Below are 22,615 nucleotides of genomic sequence, written 5' to 3'. Positions count from 1 at the left end.
TCGGAAGGCGGCGGTAGCGTTCCTCACGACATTGACCCACTAGAACATCTGTTCTAGCCTGTGGGAGTGAGGGCAGCTGTGCGGAGCGAGGTGCATCCCGAGGGCGATGTGGTCCGTCTGCGCGCCCAGCTCGAGCGGGTGCAGGGGCGGCGGCTGGATGCCCCGGTGCTGCCGGTGCACCCCGCCCTCGCCACCCTCCTGCCCGGAGGCGGCCTCCGGCCGGGATCCGCGTACTCGATCGCGCCGTCCTCATCGCTCCTGTTCGCCCTGCTCGCGCAGCCGTCTCAGACCGGGTCGTGGTGCGGTGTGGTCGGCATGCCGCAGCTGGGCACCGAGGCGGCGGAGCGACTGGGAGTGGACCTGACGCGCCTTGTGCTCATCCCCGATCCCGGATCCCGCTGGCTGGCCGTGACCGCCACCATCGCGGAGGTCCTTCCGGTCGTGGCCGTGCGTCCGTCCGGACGAGCCTCCGACGGTGACATCGCCCGTCTTGCCGCCCGGTTGCGCGACCGCGGTGCGGTTCTTCTCGTGCAGGGCCCGTGGGCGCAGGCCGAAGCATCCATCGGTGTCGCCGACCCCGGCTGGACCGGTCTGGGGCGGGGGCACGGCTATCTGGCCGGACGCGAGCTGACGGTGACGGTGACGAGCAGGCGCACGCCCGTTCCCCGGCGCGGGCGGATGCTGCTGCCGAACGTCGACGGCGCGCTCGTCCCGACGCGGCCACCGTCGGTGTCCTACGTGCCCCTCGAGGCGGTGGGCTGACATGCGCGCCGATGCTCCGGTCCGCAGCCTCGTGCTGTGGTTCCCGGACTGGCCGGTTACGGCACTGACCCGGGACGGCTCCCTGCCCGAACCCCTGGACGCCGCGCTGCCGATCGCGGTGATGGAGCACAACGCCGTCGTGGCGTGCTCGGCTTCGGCGCGCGCGGAGGGCGTGCGGCGCGGACAGCGTCGGCGCGATGCCCAGGCCCGGTGTCCGCGGCTGACGGTGGTCACCGCCGACCCGGTGCGCGATCATCGTGTCTTCGCGCCGATCGTCGCCGGAATCGAAGAGCGTGCACCCGGCGTGCAGATCGTGCGCCCGGGGCTGTGCGCCCTGCGCGCCCGCGGACCTGCCCGCTACTACGGCGGGGAGTCGGAGGCCGCGCGCGTGCTGCTGAGCGCTCTGCGGGACCTCGGACTGGAAGGCACCCGGGCGGGCATCGCGGACGGGCCGTTCACGGCGGAGCAGGCGGCGCGAATCGGCGCGACCGCCGCGGACCCGGTGTTCTTGGTGCCCTCCGGCGGGGCGGCGGGCTTCCTCGCGCCGCTGCCGATCGCGTCTCTGGAGGATCCGGAGATGGCCGGGCTTCTGGCCCGACTGGGTGTGCGGACGCTCGGGGATTTCGCCGCGATGGAGGCCGACCGGGTTCGCGAAAGGTTCGGGGAACGCGGCATCCGCCTGCACGAGCTGGCGGCAGGGCGCGACTCGCGCGCCGTCGAGCCGCGGGTCCCACCCCCCGAGCTGCACCGCGAGGTGGTGTTCGAACCGCCGCTGGAGATCGCCGAGCAGGTCGCGTTCGGTATGCGGATGGCCGCCGATGCGTTCATCGCGGGTCTGGGCGCCCTCGATCTGGTGTGCACCGAGCTGCGGGTCGAGCTGGCCGGGGATCGGGGTGAGCGCAGCGAGCGGGTCTGGCTGCATCCCGGATCCTTCGACGCGGCATCCGTCGTCGACCGGGTGCGGTGGCAGCTGGGGGAGGCGGCCGGCGAGATCGGCAGCGGAGTCGCCCGCGTGCGGATCGAGCCGGCGGCGGTGGATGCCGTATCCCACCACGCCCCCGCCATCTTCGGAGCGGGCACCGACGAACGGGTGCACCACGCGCTCTCGCGCGTGCAGGCGATGCTGGGGCATCGCGGAGTGCTGACCCCGGCGATCGGCGGCGGACGGTGGCTCGCCGAGCGTCAGGTGCTCGTTCCCTGGGGAGACCGGGTCGTGCTGGCCAAGGAGCGCGCACGACCCTGGCCGGGGAGCCTGCCCGATCCGCTGCCGGGAACGGTGTTCGCCACGCCCCTGCCCGTGGAGGTGTCCGCCGAGACCGGAGCGACGGTCGGCGTCGACGAGCGCGGGCGCGTCACCGATGCGCCGGCGATGCTGGTGGAGAGCGGGCGACGGCGGGGGATCGAAGCGTGGGCGGGGCCGTGGCCGGTCATCGAGCGGAGCTGGGATGCCGCGCGCTCCCGCCGCGCGCATCGGTTCCAGGTCGTGGACGCCGACCAGACCGCGTGGCTGCTGGTCTGCGAGAACGACCGCTGGACCGCCGAGGCCCGCTATGACTGAGACCCGTAGGCGCGCGATGACAGGGCCCCGCTGATGGGCTTCAACAACCCGTCCGTTCCCTGGTCGGAGATGGAGCGGCTGCTCAGCGACAAACGCCGCCCGGGCAGCCCGCCGGCGAACGCCGACGGGGGTGACAGCCCGGCATGGTCGCGCAAGCGCGGTCCGTACGTGTCGCAGCAGATCGCCCGGCCCGACGACCCGATTCCCTATGCGGAGCTGCATGCCCACTCGTCGTTCTCGTTCCTGGACGGCGCCTCCTCTCCCGAAGAGCTCGCCGAAGAGGCCGAGCGGCTGGGGCTGCATGCCCTCGCGATCACGGATCACGACGGCTTCTACGGCATCGTGCGGTTCGCCGAGGCCGCCGAGTCGCTTCAGGTCAAAACCGTCTTCGGGGCGGAGCTCTCCCTCGACCTGCTGAAACCGCAGAAAGGCGAGCCCGACCCGGCCGGGTCCCATCTGCTGGTCCTGGCCCGCGGAGAAGAGGGCTACCACCGCCTCGCGGCCGCGCTCACGCACGCGCAGCTGAACGGAGCCGAGAAGGGGCGGCCCGTCTACGACCTCGACGAGCTTGCCCAGCAGTCCGGTGAGGCCTGGGCGGTGCTGACCGGATGCCGCAAGGGCTCGGTGCGTCGCGCGCTCGCCGAGCGGGGACCGGATGCCGCGGCATCCGAGCTCGATCGGCTCGTGACCCTGTTCGGAGGGGATGCCGTGCACGTCGAGCTGATCGACCACGGCGGACCCCTCGACACCCGCGACAACGACCTGCTGGCGGCGATGGCCGCCGAGCGGGGACTGTCCGTGCTGGCCAGCAACAACGTGCACTACTCCGTGCCGCAGCGCCAGCAACTGGCTGCCGCGGTGGCTGCCGTGCGCGCCAACCGCGGCCTGGACGAGCTCGACGGGTGGCTTCCCGCGCACGACGGCGCGCATCTGCGCTCCGGCGCGGAGATGCACGAGCGCTTTCTGCGCTACCCCGGCGCGGTGGCGCGGACCGTGCAGCTCGCCGACGAACTCGCCTTTCCGCTGCGGCGGGCAAAGCCCGCCCTGCCCAAGCAGGAGGTGCCGCCCGGACATACGCCGATGTCGTGGCTGCGCCACCTGGTGTGGGAGGCGGTGCCCCGCAAGTATCCCGACCTGGCGCCGAAGGATCGCACGCGCATCGAGAAGGAACTCGGTGTCATCGAGATGAAGGACTTTCCCGGCTACTTCCTGATCGTGCACGGCATCGTGCAGGAGGCGCGGCGCCGCGGCATCCTGTGCCAGGGCCGTGGTTCGGCCGCCAACAGCGCCGTCTGCTACCTGCTGGATATCACGGCGGTCGACTCGATCGCCTATCAGCTGCCGTTCGAGCGGTTCCTCTCCTCGTTGCGCGATGAGGAGCCCGACATCGACGTGGACTTCGACTCGGACCGCCGCGAGGAGATCATCCAGTGGGTGTACGCCACCTACGGGCGGGAGCGGGCGGCGCAGGTCGCGAACGTCATCCAGTACCGGCCGAAGAACGCCGTGCGCGACATGGCCAAGGCGCTCGGACATTCGCCGGGACAGCAGGATGCCTGGTCCAAGCAGGTGGAAGGATGGGGCGCCTCGCTGGAGACCGGGCCGGACCACGACATCCCCGACCAGGTGATCGAGTACGCCACCGAGCTGCTGAAGGCGCCGCGGCATCTGGGCATCCACTCCGGCGGAATGGTGCTCACCGACCGTCCCGTCGGCGAGGTCGTGCCCATCGAGCACGCCCGCATGGAGAACCGCACGGTGATCCAGTGGGACAAGGACGACGCGGCCTGGATGGGACTGGTGAAGTTCGACCTGCTCGGCCTGGGGATGCTGGCCGCCCTGCAGTACTGCTTCGACCTGATCGACGAGGCGACGGGGGAGCGGTGGGAGCTGGCGACCATCCCCAAGGAGGAGAAGGCGGTCTACGACATGCTGTGCCGCGCCGATTCGATCGGCGTGTTCCAGGTCGAATCCCGCGCGCAGATGGGACTGCTGCCGCGCCTGCAGCCGCGGAAGTTCTACGACCTCGTCATCGAGATCGCGCTCATCCGGCCCGGTCCGATTCAGGGCGGCGCGGTGCATCCGTTCGTGCGGCGCAAGCTCGGCTACGAGGAGGTCACCTATCCGCATCCCAAGCTCAAGCCGGTGCTGGAGCGCACGCTCGGAATCCCGGTGTTCCAGGAGCAGCTGATGCAGATGGCCATGGCCGTGGGCGAATGCTCGGGGGAGGATGCCGATCTGCTGCGTCGTGCGATGGGCTCCAAACGCGGGGTGGAGCGCATCGAGTCGCTGAAGGAGAAGCTGTACGCCGGCATGGCGAAGAACGATCTGGTGGGGGAGGCGGCCGACGCCATCTACGCGAAGATCCAGGCGTTCGCGAACTTCGGCTTCGCCGAGTCCCACTCGCTGTCGTTCGGACTGCTGGTCTACGCCAGCTCGTGGATCAAGCTGCACTACCCCGCGGCTTTCCTGGCGGGGCTGCTGCGTGCCCAGCCGATGGGCTTCTACTCACCCGCGACCCTCAGCGCCGACGCGCGGCGCCATGGGGTTGAGGTGCGTCGACCCGATCTGCTGCGTTCGGGTTCGCAGGCCGTGCTCGAGCCGGTGGACGTCGAGGGGGCGGCCACCGGCGGCTCGGCCGAGGGATCCGGTGGTCGAGTAGCTGCCGGCGCAGCCGGCGTATCGAGACCCGGAGGCGACGCCGACCGCCCCGCACCACCGACGGGGCTCGACGCCTGCACCCACCGCGTGCAGCCGCCGGTCGGGCTGTTCGACCGGAACGAACCCGACGAGTCCGCCGCGCACCGCCGCGACGGCCGGTTCGCGGTGCGGCTCGGGCTGGCCGCGGTCAAGGGCATCGGCGAGGCGGTCGCGGACCGGATCGTCGCCGAACGCGATCGCGGCGGCGCCTACCGGGACCTGCGCGATCTGGTGCGGCGGGCGGGGGTCACCCAGGCGCACCTGGAGGCGCTGGCCACCGCGGGGGCCTTCGACTGCCTCGGGCTCAGTCGGCGGGAGGCGATCTGGCTCGCCGGCTCCGCGGCGCTGGACCGCGCCGAATTCCTGCCCGACTCGGTGACCTCGGTGCAGCCGCCGCTGTTCACCGACCCGACCAGCTACGAGCAGCTCGCCAGCGACCTGTGGGCGACTGGCATCTCCACCGATGATCACCCGATGACGCACTACCGCGCGGGTCTGGATGCGCGGGGCGTGCTGACCTCGAACGAGCTGCGCGAGCACGAGGCCGAGCGCCGGGTGGAGGTCGCGGGGCTGGTCACCCACCGGCAGCGGCCGGCGACAGCATCCGGAATCACGTTCATGAACCTCGAGGACGAGCACGGCCTGGTCAACGTGATCTGCTCGGTCGGAGTGTGGAACAGGTATCGCCGCGTCGTCCGTGACGCCCCGGCGTTGATCGTGCGGGGGATGCTGGAGCGCTCCGTCGAGGGAGTCACCAACCTCGTCGCCGACCGGTTCGAGGACCTGCGCGTCGGGGTCGAGCATCGTTCCCGCGACTTCCGGTGAGGGGAGCGGACTGCGAGGTTCAGCGTCCTTGACATGTGACCATTAGGTCACATATTCTCGTCGCGTGACCGACGATCTCGTTTTCCGTGCGCTGAGTGACCCGACCCGCCGGGTTCTCCTCGATGCCCTGTTCGCCCAGGACGGGCAGACGCTGGGCGAGCTCGAGGCCGGCCAGGAGATGACCCGCTTCGGTGTCATGAAACACCTCAAGGTGCTCGAGGAGGCGGGACTCGTCGTCAGCCGCCGGAGTGGGCGGCAGAAGCTGCACTTCTTGAATCCGGTGCCCATTCGACTGATCCACGATCGCTGGATCAGCAAGTACACGCAGCCGCACGCTTCGGCGTTGGTCGAGCTCAAGAACGAACTGGAGGGATCCGCATGATGGACGAGCGCGAAGGAACCGACGTGGCGCCGCGGCTCACGGACGCCGACGTCCAGAGCGTCAGCACGACCACCCAGCACGTCTACCGGGTCGAGATCGAGGCGACGGCCGCACGCATCTGGACGGCGATCACGGACCCGGAGTGGACGGTGCGCTACGGGTACAGGGGTGCGGTCCAGATGGAGCACCGCGTGGGGGGCGAGTACACGGTGCATAAGCCGGAGGGTCTGCGGATCCAGGGTGACGAGGGGCCGCTTCCGGCGCCGGAGGTGCTCATCACAGGAGTCGTGACCGTGTACGACCCGCCACGGCGGCTGAGCGTTCTGATGCGCTTTCTCGTCGACAGCGAGGCCTCAGCGGAGCCGGCCACGCATGTGCGCTACGAGGTGGATCAGCTCTCCGCCACCCGGTGCTCGCTGACGATCGTGCACGATGTCGAGGGGGCACCCCGACTGGCCGCCGTCGTGAGCGGTGAACTGCGTGACCGCGGCGCGGGGGGCGGGCATCCGTTCCTGCTGCGGGAGCTCAAGCGGCTCCTGGAGAGTCAAGACGATGTCTGATGAGAGCACGCACACCGATTCGACGTCGCAGATATCCCCGCACCGGTGGAGGGCGCTTGCGCTCCTGGCCAGCATGCAGTTCCTTCTCGTGGTGGATCTGACTGTCGTCAACATCGCGCTGCCGCGCATCGGGTCAGACCTCGACCTCGACCCGTCCGGCCTGGTCTGGGTCGTCGACGCGTATGCCCTCACCGCAGGGGGACTGCTGCTTCTGGGTGGCCGAATCGCCGACCTGGTAGGACGACGACGCATCTTCCTCATCGGCGTGACCGTGTTCGCTGCCGGCTCGCTGCTGGCAGGTGTCGCTCCGGCAGCCGGGTGGCTCGTCGCCGGCCGGGTGCTGCAGGGCGTCGGCGACGCGCTCGCCGCTCCGGCGGCTCTCGCGCTGATCGTCGTTCTCTTTCCCGACGGTTCGGAGCGGGCGAAGGCGATCGGTGTCTGGGGTGCGCTGGCGGGAATCGGCGGCGTCACAGGCACCGTCATCTCGGGAGTGCTGACGCAGTTCGCGTCGTGGCGCCTGGTCTTCCTGATCGCGCTCCCCGTAGCCGTTACGGTTCTCGCGCTGCTGCCGCGCGTCGTCGTCGGTGAGAGTCGGATGCGGAGCGCAGTCCCGCCGCGATTCACCGGCGTCGCGGCGGGCACGGTGGGGCTCGCGTCGATCGTGTTCGGCCTGGTGCAGGCATCCACCGAGGACTGGTCATCGCCGAGCGTCTTCCTGCCGCTGATCGCGGGTGCGGTGCTGGTGGGGGTGATGGTGCTCATCGAGCGTCGGAGCCCGGCTCCCGTCATCCCCCTTCGGTTCTTCACCGATCGTGTGCGTCTCACGGCCAACGCGGTCACTCTGGTCAACGCGGGCGCGTTCGTCTCGTACCTCTTCGTACTCAGCCTCTATGTGCAGCGAACGCTCGATTACTCGGCGCTCCAAGCCGGGCTCGCCTACATCCCCATCGGTCTCGCGATCGGAGCCGGTCTCGTGGCGGCGAACGCCGTACTGCCCAGAATCGGGCTGCGCACCACGTTCGCCCTGGGCTGCGCGGTGACGGCGATCGGTCTCGTGGTGACGGTGCTGAGCCTCGGTGCCGATGCCGCGTACGTGAGGGATGTGCTCCCGAGCATGGTGATCGTCGGGCTCGGCCAGGGCATTCTTCTGCCGACCATGACCAACGCGGCACTCGTGAGAGTCGACGGCCAGGATGCAGGCCTCGCCTCGGGGGTCCAGGTGACGATGAGTCATCTGGGCGGCGCCCTCGGACTCGCTGTTCTGATCACTGCCGCGGCACGGCGCAGCAACGCCGAAATCACCGATGGTGCTGCTGCCGACGGCGCTCTGCTGGCCGGCTATGCCACTGCGCTGAGCATTGCAGCAGTGGCGATGCTGACAGCATCCGTCGCCGTCCTGTTGCTCGCCGGCCCGGGAAAGAGGCGCGTCGCAGCGACGCGATGAGATGGGGCGGATGAGTGAGTACCCGCGTGCGCGAAAGGTCGCCGTGTGCGAGTTGGTGTCACGAGACGGCGTCGCTGAGAACCCCGCGGGGTTCTTCACCGAATGGGACGACGAGGTCGTGCTGCCGTGCGAGCCGGAGGAATCGCGCCGGTCACAGGCCTTCGCGGAGGAGATCGTCGAACGGCGCGATCGGGATGATGCCGTTCGCGGCGGCGGCGAGGAGCGGATCTTCGGTGATCAGCACGTCGGCCTGCAGGGAGGCGACGGCGAGGTACTCGGCGGGCGCGGTGTCGTCCAGACCGAGCCGCGTGGCGATCTTCCACGCCACGCCCCGGGACACGCGGTCGCCGAGCAGGCGGATCTTCAGCGAGGCGAGCTGTTCGAGCTGCCCGCGCACGCTGCGCTCTTCGAGTGTGCCGTCGCGCACCTCGGCGTACAGCAGTGACAGCACGTCCGATCGCAGTGCGGCCGGGCCGACGAGCTTGTGCCGGTCGCCGATCGCGGCGTCTTCGCGGATGATGCGCAGCGCTGTGGGTGCGTCGATGCCGTATCTCGTCATCCGTCCATCGTGGCACCGGGGTCAGACGCCCGTCAGTTCCACATCGGCCCGCCGGGTGCAGGCGTACGCTGTGGCCATGTCCCTGCGTCCTGCATGGTCGGCCCTCCGATGAAGGCCGTGGTCTACGACCGCTACGGGCCGCCGGAGGTACTCCGCATCGCGGACATCCCGATGCCGGCGCCGCGCGCGGGACAGATGCTCGTGCGGGTGGTCGCGACGTCGGTGAACCTCAGCGACTGGGAGGGGCTGCACGGGTCTCCCGCGTACGCGCGCTTCGGTGGACTGTTCGCGCCGCGCCGACGGATCCTCGGTTCCGATATCGCGGGCGTCGTCCACGCCCTGGGCGTCGGCGTCACCGGGTTCCGCGTCGGCGACCAGGTGTACGGTGACAACCTGCAGCTGATGGGCGGGTTCGCCGAGTACGCCGTGGCGGACGCGGCGATGTTCGCGATCAAGCCTGCCGAGCTGTCGTTCGCGCAGGCATCGGCGCTGCCGCAGTCCGGGGCGATCGCGGTGCAGGCCGTCGCGCGGGCGCAGCCGGGCGGGCGGATGCTGGTCAACGGCGCGGGCGGCGGAACCGGCGCGTTCGCGCTCCAGCTCGGCACCGCGGCCGGGCTCGAGGTGACCGGTGTCGACAACGCAGGAAAGCTCGACTTCATGAGGTCGCTCGGCGCCGCAGAGGTCATCGACTATCGCGCTGAGGATTTCACCCGGCGTGGACCCTATGACCTGATCGTTGATCTGGTCGCCCGGCGTTCGGTGTTCGCGTACCGCCGCGCCCTCGCCCCAGGTGGGACATACCTGATCGTCGGCGGGACCATGCGCGCGCTCCTGCGCGTGGTCACGATCGGGGCGGTGATCGGGGCGGTGACAGGACGGCGCCTCGGGGTGCTCGCGGTGAAGCCGGGACCGGCGCACTTCGCGCCGCTCGCGGAGCGGTGCGTCGCGGGCGATGTGCGCATCCCCATCGATCGGATGTTCTCCCTCGACGAGGTGCCGCAGGCGCTGGCCCACGTCGGAGAGGGGCGGGCGCTCGGCAAGGTCGTCATCGCCGTCGATCCTCGGTTCGAATGAGAACCGGCAGGACAGTGAGCTCCAGCTCGGGTCCGTCGGCGCTGCGCGGGCGCGAGGCGATGCCGTGGGTCAGCTGCGGACCGCGGGGCGGCGGATGACGGCCTCCAGCGCGGAGGGTTCGAGCACCGTGTCGCTCGCGATGAGGGCGAGGCCGATGACACCCGCCAGCGACCCGAGGGTGGAGCGCGCGACGATGAGATCGCGGGTGACCAGCGGTGTGGCGCGCTGATAGATCCGTTCGCGGATGCCGGCCATCAGGATCTCGTCGCACTCGGCCAGGAGCCCGGAGAGGGCGATTGCGCGCGGGTTGAGGATGCTGACGAGGTCGGCGATGGCGTCGCCGATTACGCGCCCGGCTGCGCGTACCTTGCGGACGGTCTCGATGTCGCCGCGCGCGACGAGGTCGACGATGTCGCGCACCCCTGAGGTGCGGATGCCGATGGCGGCGAGTTCGCGCTGCAGCGCCCAGCCGCCCGCATAGGCCTCGACGCAGTCGAAGCTGCCGCAGCGGCACTCCCGCGGCTCGGGGTCGGTGATGACGGCGCGGGTGTGACCGATGTCACCGGCGGCGCCTTTGTCGCCGCGGATGATCTGTCCGTTGAAGACCAGCCCTGCCCCGATGCCGGTGCCGAGCTTGAGGCCGATGACGTTGTCGAGACGGCGGACGCGGGCCTCGGCGACGGCCCGGGCGTTGGCGTCGTTCTCAACGATGACGGGGGCGGTGGAGAAGGGGGCGAACCACTCCGCGATGTCGAATCCGTCCCACCCGCTCATGATGGGCGGGTTGACGACGCGGTGCGCGGCGAACTCGACGGGACCGGGGACTCCCACCGCGATCGCCCAGATCTCGGCGACATCGGGCAGTTCGCTGAAGGCTTCGAGTACAGCTGAGAGCACCGCTTCCGGGCCCTCCCACACATCGATGCTGCGCTCGACGGATGCCAGGGCCGCGCCGGTGAGGTCGCAGACCGCGGCGGTGAAGCCGGTGGCGCCGATGTCGGCGCAGAGGATCGCCGCCCGGTCGGCGCGGAACTCGAACCTGCTGGAGGGGCGGCCGCCGGTGGACTCGCCTCCCTCGATGGGGGTGAGCAGGCTCGCCGCAGTCAGGGCGTTGAGGCGGTGATTCACGGTCGATCGGGAGAGGCCGGACAACGTCATCACGTCCGTGCGGCTCAGCGCTCCCCGCTCGCGGAACAACGCGAGGATGTCACTCTCGTGGGAACCGACCTCCATGTCAGCCGCCTTCCTCTGTCGTGGCTTACGCCCACTCTAGTGAATGGATGACGGAAAGTGTGCAGACTTTTGTGTTGACCAAACACGAAAGCATGAGTACATTGAGGTGATCGGCACGCAGTGGTGCCCCTAACCTCGAAGGACACTGATGTTCAGCACAGCTCCTCGGCGCCGACTGGTTCTCCTGGCCGCGCCTGTTGCGGTCCTTGCGCTCGCTCTCGCCGGATGCTCGTCGAGCCCCAGCGCAGACTCGACCTCCGGAGACGGCGCGACCAAGATCGCCGCGGTCATCAAGGGACTCGACAATCCGTTCTTCCAAGCGATGGAGGACGGCATCACCGAGACCGCCGAAGCCGCCGGAGTCGATGTCACCGTGCAGGCCGCGGCTGACATCGGCGACACCACCGGTCAGGCCGACAAGCTCACGACGCTGTCCGGCCAGGACTTCGGCTGCTTCATCGTCAACCCGATCAGCGGCACCAACCTGGTGCAGTCGCTCGCGCCGATCGCGGCCGCGGGCAAGCCGATCATCAACATCGACCAGCCGATCGACGAGGATGCCGCGGAAGCCGCGGACATCACCCCGGCGACCTATATCGGCACGGACAACGAGGCCGCCGGCGAAAAGGCGGGCGACTACATCGCGAGCCTGGTCGACGCGGGTGGGGAAGTGGCCATCATCGGCGGCATCTCCGGCGACGTGACCAGCGCCGCTCGCGTGGACGGGTTCAAGGACGCCGTCGAGGGCGCGCTCGAGATCGTGCAGGAGGATGCGGCGGACTGGAAGCGCGAGATCGCGCTCACCAAGGCGACCGACATCATCGCCGCCAATCCCGACATCGTCGCCTTCTTCGCCGCGAACGACGACATGGGCCTGGGCATCGTCAAGGCCGTGGAGAACAGCGGCAAGACCGGGGAGATCGTCGTGGTCAGCGTCGACGGCAACCAGGACGCGCTCGAGTCCGTCGAGGCCGGCGGGCTCGCGGCCACGGTCGCGCAGTACCCGTACGCGATCGGCTCGCTCGGCGTGCAGGCCTGCCAGGTGGCACTGGATGGCGGGGATCTTCCCGACGACATCGAGTCGCCCACCGCCCTCGTCAACGCCGACAACGCCGCGGACGCGATCGCGAGCTTCCCGCAGCCGTTCGAAGGCTTCGACAACCCACTCGCCGACCAGCTCGACGAATGAGGCCTCCCGCGCATCTGGGCCGCACGCTTCGCCCGGATGCGCGGGACAGCCCGCCACCACTCCGTCACACTTCCCGAAGAGACAGGCATGCCGTGACCACGCCATTGAAGACGACGACCATCGAGGTCCCTCCCAAAGGGCTCCGCACGGTCGCGAACGACGCCAAGCATCTGAGCTTCTGGGCCGAGAACGCCGCTCCGGTGGGGCTGGTCCTACTGGTGATCGTGTTCGCGACCCTCAGTCCCACCTTCCTCACCCTCGGCAACATCCAGGCGATGCTGATCGCCGCCGCCATCCTGATCATCCTCGCCGTCGCCCAGTCGTACGTGATCACCACGGGTGGGATCGACCTGTCGATCTCGGCGACGATGACGCTCGGGGCGGTCGGGTTCGGCCTCTCCTGGCAGGCCGGCCTCGGGTTCTGGCTGTCCGCCCTGATCGCGATCGCCTCGTCTGGGCTCGTCGGCCTCGTCAACGGGCTGCTCATCGCGAAGGGCAAGGTGACCGACTTCATCGCGACGCTCGGAACCCTCTCGGTCGCCACCGGGCTGGCGCTCATCCTCACCAGCGGAAAGCCCATCTCCATCACCAGCCTCGACCTGCTGTGGCTGACCACGGGGACAGTCTGGATCTTCGGGTACCCGTTCCTCATTGCCGCCGTGATCGCCGTGATCTCCTGGTTCGTGATGTTCCGCACCCGCTTCGGCCTGCACGTGCAGGCCGTCGGCGGAAGCGAAGAGGCTGCGGTCGCCAACGGCGTCAACGCGCAACGGGTGCGCATCGCCGTGTACCTGATGGCCGCGATGCTCGCCGGCCTCGCCGCCATCCTCCTCGTCGCCCGCGTCGGTGCCGCCGAGCCGGCCATCAACACCGGCTATCTGCTCAACTCGATCGCCGCCGTGGTGCTCGGCGGCGTCGCCCTCACCGGCGGGCGCGGCAAAATCGTCGGCCCGGTGCTGGGCGCGCTGCTGCTGACCGCGCTCACCAACGGGCTCACGCTGCTCGGGGTCTCCCAGTTCTACCAGCCGCTCGCCGTCGGACTCGTCGTCGTCCTCGCGGCCCTTCTCACGAGGTTCCAGAACAAATGACCAACGAAACCGCGGTCGGGAACGACAAGGTCTTCACCGCCGCCAACATCACCAAGTCCTTCGGCGGGGTGCATGCTCTGCGCGGAGCATTCATCACGATGCGCTGTGGCGAGGTCACCGCCCTCATCGGCGACAACGGCGCGGGCAAGTCCACGCTCGTCCGATGCATGTCCGGCATCCACCGCCCCGATTCGGGCACGATCACCCTCAACGGCGAACAGGTGCATTTCGACAGCCCACTCGCCGCGCGCGAGCACGGCATCGAGACCGTGCAGCAGAATCTCGCGCTCGTGGAGGATCTCACCGTGTGGCAGAACTTCTTCCTCGGGCGGGAGAAGACCCGGGGGTTCGGGCCGTTCCAGTTCCTCGACCGCAAGGCCATGCGCGCGACCGCGCAGGAGCTCGTCTCCGACCTGGCGGTGAACGTCCCGCCGGTCACCGCCCGGGTGCGGCGCCTGTCCGGCGGTCAGCGTCAGGCGGTCTCGATCGCGCGCGCGGCAGGCTGGGGCGGGTCGATCGTCATCATGGACGAGCCAACGGCCGCTCTCGGGGTGCAGGAGACCGCCCGCGTCGAGAGCATCATCCGCAAGCTCAAGGAGCAGGGCGTCGCCGTGCTGCTGATCAGCCACAACTTCGACCAGGTGCTTCGGCTGTCCGAGCACGTGTGGGTGATGCGCGGCGGGCTCACCGTCGCCGAGAGGCGTGCCGCAGACACCGACGGCGACGAGCTGGTCGCGCTGATCACCGGCGCCAAGGCCGCGTGATCGCCATCCGTTCGCCCGCCGTCCGACCACCATCCGCAGAAGGAATCCCACCTATGCCCATCAATTCGCTCGGCGTGCACGCGCTCGTCTTCTCCGGAGGGACCACCCCCGACGAGATGACGCGGATCATCGATCAGACCGCCGCGGCGGGCTACGACATCCTCGAACTGTCTTTGCACGATGCGGCCCGCCTGGACGTCGCGGACGCGCGGAAGAAGCTGGATGCTGCGGGCCTGGGCATCGTCTGCTCCCGAGGTCTCGCGTTCGAGGCGGATGTCTCGAGCGACGACCCCGAGGTGGTGGCGCGCGGTGCGAAGCTGCTGCAGGACTCGCTGCAGGTGACGCGTGACCTCGGCGGCACGCACTTCACCGGCGCGCTCTACAGCGCGCTCGGCAAGTACGGTCACGCCCTGACGGCGGCGGGTCGCGCGAACGTCGTCTCGACCCTCAAGGACCTCGCAGTGGAAGCCCAGGGCAAGGGCATGACGCTGGGGCTCGAGATCTGCAACCGCTACGAGACGAACGTCATCACCACCGCGGCGGACGCCCTGCGCCTGGCCGACGACATCGGATGCGACAACGTCGTGATCCACCTGGATACCTACCACATGAACATCGAGGAGGATGATTTCAGCCGGCCGGTGCGTCTCGTCGGAGACCGTCTCGGGTACGTGCACATCGGCGAGAATCACCGGGGATTCCTCGGCAGCGGCCACCTCGACTTCACCGAGTTCTTCCACGCGCTGGCCGACATCGATTACACCGGTCCGATCACGTTCGAGTCGTTCTCCTCGGCCGTCGTCTCGCCCACGCTGTCGAACGACCTCGCCATCTGGCGCAACCTCTGGAACGACGGTCCCGCCCTCGCGCGGCATGCGCGTGCCTTCATGACGAATCATCTCGAGGCGCAGCGTGTCTGAGCAGGGGAGTGGCTTCGCTGTGGCGGGTCCGCCGGGGCACGTGCTCGACAAACTGGTGCGCCGGATCGAGAACGCGGTCATTCCCGGTGCCCGCTATCTGCTGGGTGTGACCGGCAGCCCGGGCAGCGGCAAGACGACGCTCGCCGTTGCGCTCGTCTCGCGCATCAACGAGCGGCGTCCGGGGACCGCGGTGCACCTGCCGATGGACGGATTCCACCTCGCCAACGCGACGCTCGACAGGCTAGGCATCCACGATCGCAAGGGCGCCATCGAGACGTTCGACGGGTGGGGGTTCGTCGCGCTTCTCGACCGGGTAGGTACTGAGACGGACCACACCGTGTACGCGCCGTGCTTCACCCGCGTCGTCGACGAGGGTGTGGCCGGCGCGATCGCCGTTGAACCGCACGCGACGACCGTCGTCGTGGAGGGCAACTACCTGCTGGCAGATCGGATGCCGTGGGCTGGCGTCCGGGATCGCCTCGATGCCGTCTGGTTCTGCGCGACACCGGCGGAGGAGCGCGAGGCTCGTCTCGTAGACCGGCACACGCGGCACGGCCGGAGTGTCGAGGCGGCGACAGCGTGGGCCCGGGAGGTGGATGGCGCGAATGCCGTGCTGATCGAGGCTTCGCGCAATCGAGCCGACCTCGTGCTGTCGGGGGTGACGGGATTGCCGCTGGCGGCGTCGAGTGAGATCAGAGGGCTTTAGACACCCGGCGACGTGCGCAGGGGTGTCGGGTCGGTTTCAGACCCGGTGCGTCTCATATGCCCACATCGCCGCCTCGACGCGGTTGCGGGCACCGAGCTTGAGCAGGATGCTCGCCAGGTGCGCCTTCACGGTGCCGAGACTGACGAACAGATCGGCGGCGATCTCGGCGTTGGTGCGGCCACGGGCGACGGCGCTCAGCACCTGCTCTTCGCGTGGGGTCAGCGGGTCGCTCGGGGTGGCGGCAGAAGCCCGGGGCGCGGCATCCGCGAACGCCGCCAGCAGCCGCACCGTGACAGCCGGATCGATCAGCGCGTCACCGGCGGCGGCCGCTCGCACCGCATCGGCCAGCAGAACCGGCCCGGCGTCCTTGAGCAGGAAGCCGTGCGCGCCGGCCTTCAGCGCCGCGTGCACGTACTCGTCGAGGTCGAAGGTCGTGATCACGACGATCGCGAGCGGATCCCGAACGGCAGGGCCGGCCAACTGGCGGGTGGCCTCGATGCCGTCGAGGTCGGGCATCCGGATGTCGAACAGTCCGACGTCGGGTCGCAGTTCGCCGGCCAGGCGCACCGCCTCCCGGCCCGTCGTCGCCTCGCCGACGACGGCGATGTCCGGCTGCGCGTCCAGGATCAGGCGCAGGCCGGTGCGCACGACTGGCTGGTCGTCGGCGATCAGTACCCGGATCATCGGGTGGCGCTCGCCGTGGGCAGATCCGCCGTCACGGTCCAGCCGCCGTCGGGGTCGGGGCCGGCGATGCAGGTGCCGCCTAGCAGGGCGGCGCGCTCCTTCATCCCCTCGATGCCGAATCCGGAGCCGGCAGCGGAGGCGGGCAGGCCATCGTCATGGATTCGGATGCCGATGCGGTCGGTGCTCGCGGTGACCGTGAGTTCGATCAGGGAGGCCCGCTGCGCGTGGCGGCGGGCGTTGGTGACCGACTCCTGCGCGATCCGGTAGGCCGCGTTCAGCGCGGTTGCCGTCGCGGAGTCGAGCTCGCCGTGGAGGGCGAGGGTCACGGGTGGCTCGCCGTCGCGATTGGCCAGCGCACGCAGCTCGGCGACTCCGGCGGTGGGGGAGCGGTGTGCCGGGGTGTCGTCGCGGAGGACGCGCACCATCGATCGCATCTCCCGCAGGCTCTGGCTGGCTTCGTCCTCGATGACGCGCAGAGCCTCGTGCGCGGGGGCCGGGTCGGTGCCCGCCGTGATCAGGCCCGCCTGGGCGCGCAGGAGGATGGCCGAGACGTGGTGGGCGACGGTGTCGTGCAGATCGCGCGCGAGGTGCTCGCGCTCCTCGAGGCGCACCTGCGCAAGGCGCTGCAGGCGGGCGGCGGCGCGGTAGCGCATGGCCGCGCCGAGTGAGACGCAGACGCCGACGACGGCGATGCCGCCGATCACGTTCTGCAGATCCGCGGCATCCGCCAGGAAGGTGCGCACCATGCTGAGGAGGATGACGGTTCCGCCGGCGAACAGGTGCCGGCCCGACCCCCACCGCACGAGGGCGTAGGTGAGCACGAGCATCGCGACGAGCGCGTAGCTGTCGGTGGGGCGCACTCCGGCGATCTGGCGGACCGTGTCCATCACCACAAGCGCGCCGAATGCGAGGACCACCATCGGCCCCGGGTGGGTGCGCCGCGACAGCAGGGTGGCGATGAGTCCGAGCTCGAGGACTAACGTGGGCCAGCGCCAGGGCAGATCGGGGCGGAGGAGGGCTTCGAGCATCGCCCCGAGCGCCAGGATGCCGACCAGCGCCCAGTCCCGCCAGACCCGGGCGGGCGCGCCGGGCGCCGCCGGAAAGTCCCAGGCTCTGCGCAGGATGCGGGTCACGGCTGAATCCTATGAGGTGGGACGTCGGCGGATGATCCACTCCGCGACGGCGAGGTTGAGAATCCACCCCGCCGTCATCGTGATCGTCTTGGCCGTCGCATCCTGCGCACCGACTGCCAGCACCCACGGCAGTGTGGTGAACACCTGCGTGCCTGCGGCGATGCCGATGGCGTACGCCCGGATCATCCAGGCACGATGCATGGCGAAGTCGCGCCGTAGGACCGTCGCGACTCCCAGCGCGATCGCGGCGACCATGCCGAGGCCGAACACCCACCGTACGAGGGGCAGCAGGCCACCGTCAGTCGCGGGGAGCGCGTAGAACGCCGTCATCCACAAGCCTGATAGGGCGGCGACCAAGCCCATTGGGACCAGGATCCGTCCGCTGAGGCGGTGCCATCGTGGATGCCGACGGCGGAAGCTCGTCTGAAACTGGAAGGCGCCGAGCAGGCAGTAGGTGGTCGAGCCGACGATGTGAAGGATCACCGGCAACGGCATCCCGACGAAGCGGGCGTTGTCGGGGGTGAGTTCCACGCCGGTCGCGAGGGACGCCACGCGGGAGGCCCCGGCGACCACGGGGACGAGGCTGAGAGCGACCAGCCCGAGGGGAATGAGCCAGTCACGGGTGCTTCTGACTCGGGTGGTGCGGGCGAGGGTCTCGGTCATGCCTTGATCGTCCCGGTGCCGGACGAAACCCACATCGGCCGAACGGCCAGTATTGAGGCGGCCGCTTCGTCGGGGAGCCTGCGGCATTCGGCTAAACTGACCCGGCCAGCCTCTGTAGCTCAATGGAAGAGCAGTTCCGTCCTAAGGAAACGGTTGGGGGTTCGAGTCCCTCCAGGGGCACAGTGATTTTTTGCCCCTGACCAGGGATTCTTTCCTTGGTCAGGCCACAGAAGTCGCGTTTTTGCCCACATTTTGCCCACATTTTGGAAACTGCGAGGGCCGGTTCGGGGCAGAAACGAACGCCTTCGCGGGGCTTCGTCGGCCGTCGCGGAACGCCGAAATCGACCATTTTCGACGTCGCGTGCCTCGTCGGAAAACTGAGCAATCTGCTCTCTGGGTTACCGCGGACGCGCGTACCGGGTCTGAGGACCGGTCGGCAGGGCTACGAGCGGCATCGCGTCGTTCAGTCTCGCTGCCACAGCATCCAGATCGTCGTCGAAGAGGTCTGCGTAGGTGTCCAGTGTCATCGCCGCTGATGCGTGCCCGAGCATTCGCTGCACAGCCTTCACGTTCGCGCCCGAACTGATCGCCAGCGATGCGGCGGTGTGACGGAGGTCGTGCGGAGTGAGCCGAGGGATCGACGGATCAAACTCCTGCGCGCGCCGCACCGCGTTCGCGAACCACCCCTTCTCGCCCGAGTTACGCATGTGATTGACTCCGTCGCCGAACAGCAGACCCTCCGGACCCTTGCCGGCGCACGCCTGCTCGATCATGGGAGTGAGACGCTCGGGGTAGGGGACCGAACGACGCTCCTGCGTCTTGGGCGTGCCCACGTGGATCTCGTAGGCGATCATGACGGCGTTCTCCTCGATGACGAAGCGCCGACGCAGCCGGTTCACGCTGCGCACCCGCAACCCCGTCGCCTCACCCCAGCGCAGACCGCAGTACGCCAGTGTCAAGACGAGCGTGGGATGTGCCGAGCACGCTGCCAGCGTCGCCACCTGGTCATGTGAAAGGTAGACGCGGCGCTTGCCCGGCCCGTGCCGAGGGAGGTTCCGGATGTGGCGGGCCGGATTGCTTGCCAGGCGACGATCGTCGATGGCGACGTCGACGATGCCGGCCAGGACCCCCAGCGCGCGAAGGACGACTGTGCGCGACTTCCGCGTCGCGAGATCGGACACCCAATCCTGAACCTCGGAGCGTCGGATCGACCAGATCTCCCGATCTGCCCACGTCGGCGCGACGTGGTTCTTCCACGCCTGCTCGAGCGTCATGTAATAGGACGGCTTCGACATCGGCGGCTGCTTCGATCTCAGCCAGCTGTCCGCGAACATCCGGACCGGAACCCGGGATGACGACGGATCGATGTACTCGCCTTTCGACTTCGACACCGTGACCATGGAGAGGTACAGCTTCGCTTCGCGCATTGTCGTGAAGCCGCGCTTCTCCGCCTGCGTGAGATCAGGCTTGCGATAGCGCACGCGGTAGCGGCGGCCCTTTGTCGTTTCGTACGGGGCGATGCTGCCCATCTCGACCTCCGCTCGTGCCGGCTTGACATCACTATGGGGCCAGTGTCGGACACGGGTCGGATGCCGTCAACGGTGCCGACGACAGATGGGGATAGATGACGGAAGACGTCATCAATTGCCGTTGGGGTGGAGGGGCGCCCTCCGTCCGACGCCGAGAGTGTAGCGATCGGTCGCGCCTCCGTTCTCTCCGCTCACTCCTTGCAGACTCCGCGTTGGCGCGCTCCGCTTAGCAGCCGTTCGACGACGAGCACTGCGCCGCGCCCGATCGCTGAATCGCTAATTGTCAGAGCGAGGGCGAAGACTGAATACCGGCGGAATGTGATGCACCGCGCGTCCGCCAGAGCGGGCGATTCGCCCTCGGCGGCCTGCCGAGGAGAAGGGGATGGCGACAGGCAGACGGCCCCTCTCACTGCTCCGTCAGCAACTCGGCGAGTTCGTCTGCCGTGAGTTCGTGCTCGCGCGAGGCGCGCCCTGCCTGGAATAGGACGCCTTCCGCAGCGAGCCTTTCCGTCGGGTCTCCGCCGGCCTCACCGTCCGACCATCGGAACCCCCCGGACACACGACCGTCGCTCGTGAGAACGCGATACGCGTGCGTGCACTGTTGACAATCGGCGACATGTGCCCCGAGCGGCTGGGCAGCCGTGCCGATGACTTCAGCGAGGGCCCCGTACGTGGTCCAGCGACCCGCCGGGATTGCCTCGAGGATCGCGTGCAGAGGAGCCCAGTCGAACCGAGGTGCGGAGACTGGTTGCCCACGGTGAATAGCGCGTAGGTCCTCGAGAAGACGACCGTCGGGTAGGAACCAGAAGTACCACCCGTTCACCGCTCTGCCGAGTGCGAAAGCGCCCGCTCCGGAGGGAGTCGCGAAGACTTTCTCTCCAATGCGCAATCTGCCGTCTTCCCCTACGACCGCCTCAAACTTGGCGGGATCGCCATGACGGGGTCGAAGCCGAGTGCTGGCCGGAAGCGCCCCACTCTTGACTAGGTCGCGAATGGTCACCTCCGCACTTGCACGAGATTGCGGATCAGCGATGGCTCCGGTGTGGCCCGGTGATACCGGCCAAATGGCGAGCAGCGCGTCCGTGAGCAGGTCGGTCCGCGCGTCGATCGTCGACTCATCCCAATCCGCTCCTTCGACTGATTTCAGAAGTCGACTCGTAAGAAGGAGGGTGTCGTGTTCTTGGAACGCTTCGCGCTTCACCTTCCAAGGCCCGTTCGAGACCTTCGAATTCAGACTCGTTGTCAGGAGCGTCAGATTTCCGAGTCGATGGATGTGGTCCGCGCGAATCGAGGCGCCTGCCTCGTCGTGCACCGGCCAGTTGTCCTCCCACTTCTGCGGAAGGACGTGCTCGATGGGATATCCGCGCCGGGGAACCTGTGGCTGGTTGGTGAAGGAGCGAAAACGGTTCTCCACTGCCTCGAAAATCGCGCGGAGGCGACCCCGATTGAAGCGCCGGTAGACCGGGTCTGTGCGTAGCGCCTCGCGAAGCTCGTCGTCTCCCGGCCAGTATGTGCTCGCTCGGTTGAGTCGCTCGAGGTGAGAACAGACGCGACTCTCCAGTTCCTCGGCCGCGGCGTCGCGGTTCGCCTTGATCACATCCGCGACGATGCGTCCGAGATCGGAAGTTGTTAGACGCAGGAGCAACCGGCGCATGACCCAGCTCTCAAGGATCGCGATCACAGCGTCCGCGACAGGTTGGGGAATCCCGAGACCGGGCTCGTGAAGCCAGATCATGGCTGGCTTCAGGACTTCGATTGAATTGGTTCGCATGCGGTACATGCACATCTCGACCGGCGGTAGCTGCCTGTCGGACTGCTCTGAATGGCGCGTCCACGCTTCGTATAGGTCGGCCTGACTCTTGATAACGGGAAGCAAGACCCTCAGTGGTGTGTCGGATTCATGCTCGACGTACGTCTTGAATCTGGCGAAAGTCGAGAGCGGGCTTATCTCTTCGCCGGCACGCGATGCCAGCCATTGGTTGAAGAACAGCGAACTCCGGCTAACGAAGTACCGGCCAACGCTGACCTCGCGCTCCCAGAAGTCGGTTTCGAACGGCCAATGCTCCGTATGTGCCGTTGCCGTGTCCACTCCCTCCTGCGCTAGCTTCTGGAAAACGAAGTTGCGGATGAGATCTGCCGCGGACAAGGGCGTACCTCGCGCGTTGAGCGTCTCAAAGATCTCCTGCGAATTCTCGCCGGCCGTCAGCGTGATCGTTACGAGGTGAAGCCCTTGTTCCAGCACGCTGACGAGTGCACTCGCGCGCGTGGACCGTTCTTCGGGGATCGCCTCGTCCAACCAGGTGCGGCACGCCCCTACGAAATACGCATGCGCCTGGACAATCCTGCTGCCGGAATGCCGCAACGATCGGTGATCGACAGGCGGTTCCGCGTTCATGACCTCATCAAAGGCCATCGCGTCGCGATTGGTATGCCGAAGCTTGAGTGGACTTTCGCCATCTGCGACGAAGATTGGTTGGTTGTGTGTGAGGTTGGCCAACCGACCCGACAGTATGTCCTCGCCGTACTCATCGAGGACGGCGCCGGCTGCATCCATCAGGAGCTGCAGGGTAGTGAGGCGTTGCTGACCATCAATCACGTTGCTCGCCGGGACTGACCCGTGCGCCGCCTCTTGCGTTTGAAGCACTACGGCACCGAGAAAGTGCGAAGCGGCGGACTGGGAGCCAAGCCTCAGCTCGGCCATCCGCCGAACGTCCTGCCAGAGCGGCGCCCACTGATCATCCTCCTTCCACACGTACGGACGCTGATAGATCGGCACAACAAGATGCTGCGGCAGCCCAAACACCTTCATCGGCGTCTGTAGGTCAGGTTGCATTCTCACATT

At 68.4% G+C, this 22,615-nt stretch carries 19 protein-coding genes and 1 tRNA gene; 13 read left to right on the top strand and 7 right to left on the bottom strand.

Annotated elements, in window-relative coordinates; translation table 11 throughout:
- The first annotated feature begins 66 nt into the window (after positions 1-66).
- From imuA' to QNO12_RS11380, 6 genes are all read left to right on the top strand, one after another.
- Complete coding sequence (gene imuA', locus QNO12_RS11405; RefSeq protein ID WP_257503351.1) at positions 67-762, top strand: DnaE2-dependent mutagenesis accessory factor ImuA'; 696 nt, start codon at positions 67-69, stop codon at positions 760-762.
- Between the two features lies 1 nt (position 763).
- Positions 764-2,320: a DNA polymerase Y family protein gene (locus tag QNO12_RS11400; protein WP_257503350.1), complete on the top strand. Its 1,557-nt coding sequence runs from the start codon at positions 764-766 to the stop codon at positions 2,318-2,320.
- 33 nt (positions 2,321-2,353) lie between these two features.
- Complete coding sequence (locus QNO12_RS11395) at positions 2,354-5,845, top strand: error-prone DNA polymerase (RefSeq protein WP_257503349.1); 3,492 nt, start codon at positions 2,354-2,356, stop codon at positions 5,843-5,845.
- Positions 5,846-5,909: 64 nt separating this feature from the next.
- Positions 5,910-6,227, top strand: coding sequence for an ArsR/SmtB family transcription factor (locus QNO12_RS11390; protein ID WP_257503348.1), 318 nt, complete (start codon positions 5,910-5,912; stop codon positions 6,225-6,227).
- The gene (locus QNO12_RS11385) at positions 6,227-6,787 is read left to right on the top strand and encodes an SRPBCC domain-containing protein (RefSeq protein WP_257503347.1); all 561 of its coding nucleotides are present in this window, start codon (positions 6,227-6,229) and stop codon (positions 6,785-6,787) included. Before QNO12_RS11390 ends, QNO12_RS11385 begins: the two co-directional genes overlap by 1 nt.
- Entirely contained in the window at positions 6,780-8,231 is a 1,452-nt protein-coding gene (locus QNO12_RS11380) for an MFS transporter (RefSeq protein WP_257503346.1), read from the top strand. Before QNO12_RS11385 ends, QNO12_RS11380 begins: the two co-directional genes overlap by 8 nt.
- A gap of 151 nt (positions 8,232-8,382) precedes the next feature.
- Here the strand turns inward: QNO12_RS11380 and QNO12_RS11375 are convergent, their stop codons facing one another.
- Positions 8,383-8,790, bottom strand: a complete 408-nt coding sequence (locus tag QNO12_RS11375; RefSeq protein WP_257503345.1) for a hypothetical protein — start codon at positions 8,788-8,790, stop codon at positions 8,383-8,385.
- A gap of 108 nt (positions 8,791-8,898) precedes the next feature.
- On the opposite strand from QNO12_RS11375, the gene QNO12_RS11370 reads away from it, so the two are divergent.
- Positions 8,899-9,864 carry an NAD(P)-dependent alcohol dehydrogenase gene (locus QNO12_RS11370; protein WP_285177958.1) on the top strand — a complete coding sequence of 322 codons (966 nt, stop codon included), beginning with the start codon at positions 8,899-8,901 and terminating at the stop codon, positions 9,862-9,864.
- Positions 9,865-9,933: 69 nt separating this feature from the next.
- Here the strand turns inward: QNO12_RS11370 and QNO12_RS11365 are convergent, their stop codons facing one another.
- The gene (locus QNO12_RS11365) at positions 9,934-11,097 is read right to left on the bottom strand and encodes an ROK family protein (RefSeq protein ID WP_257503343.1); all 1,164 of its coding nucleotides are present in this window, start codon (positions 11,095-11,097) and stop codon (positions 9,934-9,936) included.
- A 148-nt stretch (positions 11,098-11,245) separates the two neighbouring features.
- Here QNO12_RS11365 and QNO12_RS11360 point away from each other — a divergent pair, with 148 nt between their 5' ends.
- From QNO12_RS11360 to QNO12_RS11340, 5 genes are all read left to right on the top strand, one after another.
- On the top strand, positions 11,246-12,286 hold the full coding sequence (locus tag QNO12_RS11360; protein ID WP_257503342.1) for a sugar ABC transporter substrate-binding protein: 1,041 nt from the start codon (positions 11,246-11,248) through the stop codon (positions 12,284-12,286).
- A 92-nt stretch (positions 12,287-12,378) separates the two neighbouring features.
- A complete protein-coding gene (locus QNO12_RS11355; RefSeq protein WP_257503341.1) occupies positions 12,379-13,374 on the top strand; it encodes an ABC transporter permease in 996 nt (331 codons plus the stop codon).
- Positions 13,371-14,138 carry an ATP-binding cassette domain-containing protein gene (locus tag QNO12_RS11350; RefSeq protein ID WP_257503340.1) on the top strand — a complete coding sequence of 256 codons (768 nt, stop codon included), beginning with the start codon at positions 13,371-13,373 and terminating at the stop codon, positions 14,136-14,138. The genes QNO12_RS11355 and QNO12_RS11350 overlap by 4 nt, the downstream gene beginning before the upstream one ends.
- A gap of 53 nt (positions 14,139-14,191) precedes the next feature.
- On the top strand, positions 14,192-15,058 hold the full coding sequence (locus QNO12_RS11345) for a sugar phosphate isomerase/epimerase family protein (RefSeq protein ID WP_257503339.1): 867 nt from the start codon (positions 14,192-14,194) through the stop codon (positions 15,056-15,058).
- Positions 15,051-15,764: a nucleoside/nucleotide kinase family protein gene (locus tag QNO12_RS11340; protein WP_257503338.1), complete on the top strand. Its 714-nt coding sequence runs from the start codon at positions 15,051-15,053 to the stop codon at positions 15,762-15,764. The genes QNO12_RS11345 and QNO12_RS11340 overlap by 8 nt, the downstream gene beginning before the upstream one ends.
- A gap of 36 nt (positions 15,765-15,800) precedes the next feature.
- Here QNO12_RS11340 and QNO12_RS11335 read toward each other — a convergent pair whose 3' ends face one another.
- Genes QNO12_RS11335 through QNO12_RS11325 form a run of 3 tightly spaced genes read right to left on the bottom strand, consistent with a single transcriptional unit; the run spans position 15,801 to position 18,244 of the window.
- Complete coding sequence (locus QNO12_RS11335; protein WP_257503337.1) at positions 15,801-16,448, bottom strand: response regulator transcription factor; 648 nt, start codon at positions 16,446-16,448, stop codon at positions 15,801-15,803.
- Complete coding sequence (locus QNO12_RS11330) at positions 16,445-17,581, bottom strand: sensor histidine kinase (RefSeq protein ID WP_257503336.1); 1,137 nt, start codon at positions 17,579-17,581, stop codon at positions 16,445-16,447. The genes QNO12_RS11335 and QNO12_RS11330 overlap by 4 nt, the downstream gene beginning before the upstream one ends.
- A gap of 9 nt (positions 17,582-17,590) precedes the next feature.
- Positions 17,591-18,244, bottom strand: coding sequence for a DUF2306 domain-containing protein (locus tag QNO12_RS11325; protein ID WP_257503335.1), 654 nt, complete (start codon positions 18,242-18,244; stop codon positions 17,591-17,593).
- A gap of 108 nt (positions 18,245-18,352) precedes the next feature.
- On the opposite strand from QNO12_RS11325, the gene QNO12_RS11320 reads away from it, so the two are divergent.
- A tRNA-Arg gene (locus QNO12_RS11320) sits at positions 18,353-18,424 on the top strand.
- A gap of 218 nt (positions 18,425-18,642) precedes the next feature.
- Here the strand turns inward: QNO12_RS11320 and QNO12_RS11315 are convergent.
- Together QNO12_RS11315 and QNO12_RS11310 are read right to left on the bottom strand one after the other, a co-directional pair.
- Positions 18,643-19,773 carry a site-specific integrase gene (locus QNO12_RS11315; RefSeq protein ID WP_257503334.1) on the bottom strand — a complete coding sequence of 377 codons (1,131 nt, stop codon included), beginning with the start codon at positions 19,771-19,773 and terminating at the stop codon, positions 18,643-18,645.
- A 406-nt stretch (positions 19,774-20,179) separates the two neighbouring features.
- Positions 20,180-22,606 carry a GmrSD restriction endonuclease domain-containing protein gene (locus QNO12_RS11310; RefSeq protein WP_257503333.1) on the bottom strand — a complete coding sequence of 809 codons (2,427 nt, stop codon included), beginning with the start codon at positions 22,604-22,606 and terminating at the stop codon, positions 20,180-20,182.
- Positions 22,607-22,615: the final 9 nt, after the last annotated feature.

The sequence above is a fragment of the Microbacterium sp. zg-B185 genome (assembly GCF_030246885.1).
Lineage (GTDB): Bacteria > Actinomycetota > Actinomycetes > Actinomycetales > Microbacteriaceae > Microbacterium.
Note: the sequence above shows the minus strand (reverse complement) of the source record. Positions and strands in the feature narration are given on the sequence as shown.

What these genes read in the sequence shown, in the direction of transcription:
- QNO12_RS11400 (WP_257503350.1), top strand. Translation starts at nt 764, where the DNA reads ATGCGCGCCGATGCTCCGGTCCGCAGCCTCGTGCTGTGGTTCCCGGAC.
- QNO12_RS11395 (WP_257503349.1), top strand. Translation starts at nt 2,354, where the DNA reads ATGGGCTTCAACAACCCGTCCGTTCCCTGGTCGGAGATGGAGCGGCTG.
- QNO12_RS11385 (WP_257503347.1), top strand. Translation starts at nt 6,227, where the DNA reads ATGGACGAGCGCGAAGGAACCGACGTGGCGCCGCGGCTCACGGACGCC.
- QNO12_RS11380 (WP_257503346.1), top strand. Translation starts at nt 6,780, where the DNA reads ATGTCTGATGAGAGCACGCACACCGATTCGACGTCGCAGATATCCCCG.
- QNO12_RS11375 (WP_257503345.1), bottom strand. Translation starts at nt 8,790, where the DNA reads ATGACGAGATACGGCATCGACGCACCCACAGCGCTGCGCATCATCCGC.
- QNO12_RS11370 (WP_285177958.1), top strand. Translation starts at nt 8,899, where the DNA reads ATGAAGGCCGTGGTCTACGACCGCTACGGGCCGCCGGAGGTACTCCGC.
- QNO12_RS11365 (WP_257503343.1), bottom strand. Translation starts at nt 11,097, where the DNA reads ATGGAGGTCGGTTCCCACGAGAGTGACATCCTCGCGTTGTTCCGCGAG.
- QNO12_RS11360 (WP_257503342.1), top strand. Translation starts at nt 11,246, where the DNA reads ATGTTCAGCACAGCTCCTCGGCGCCGACTGGTTCTCCTGGCCGCGCCT.
- QNO12_RS11350 (WP_257503340.1), top strand. Translation starts at nt 13,371, where the DNA reads ATGACCAACGAAACCGCGGTCGGGAACGACAAGGTCTTCACCGCCGCC.
- QNO12_RS11345 (WP_257503339.1), top strand. Translation starts at nt 14,192, where the DNA reads ATGCCCATCAATTCGCTCGGCGTGCACGCGCTCGTCTTCTCCGGAGGG.
- QNO12_RS11335 (WP_257503337.1), bottom strand. Translation starts at nt 16,448, where the DNA reads ATGATCCGGGTACTGATCGCCGACGACCAGCCAGTCGTGCGCACCGGC.
- QNO12_RS11325 (WP_257503335.1), bottom strand. Translation starts at nt 18,244, where the DNA reads ATGACCGAGACCCTCGCCCGCACCACCCGAGTCAGAAGCACCCGTGAC.
- QNO12_RS11315 (WP_257503334.1), bottom strand. Translation starts at nt 19,773, where the DNA reads ATGGGCAGCATCGCCCCGTACGAAACGACAAAGGGCCGCCGCTACCGC.
- QNO12_RS11310 (WP_257503333.1), bottom strand. Translation starts at nt 22,606, where the DNA reads ATGCAACCTGACCTACAGACGCCGATGAAGGTGTTTGGGCTGCCGCAG.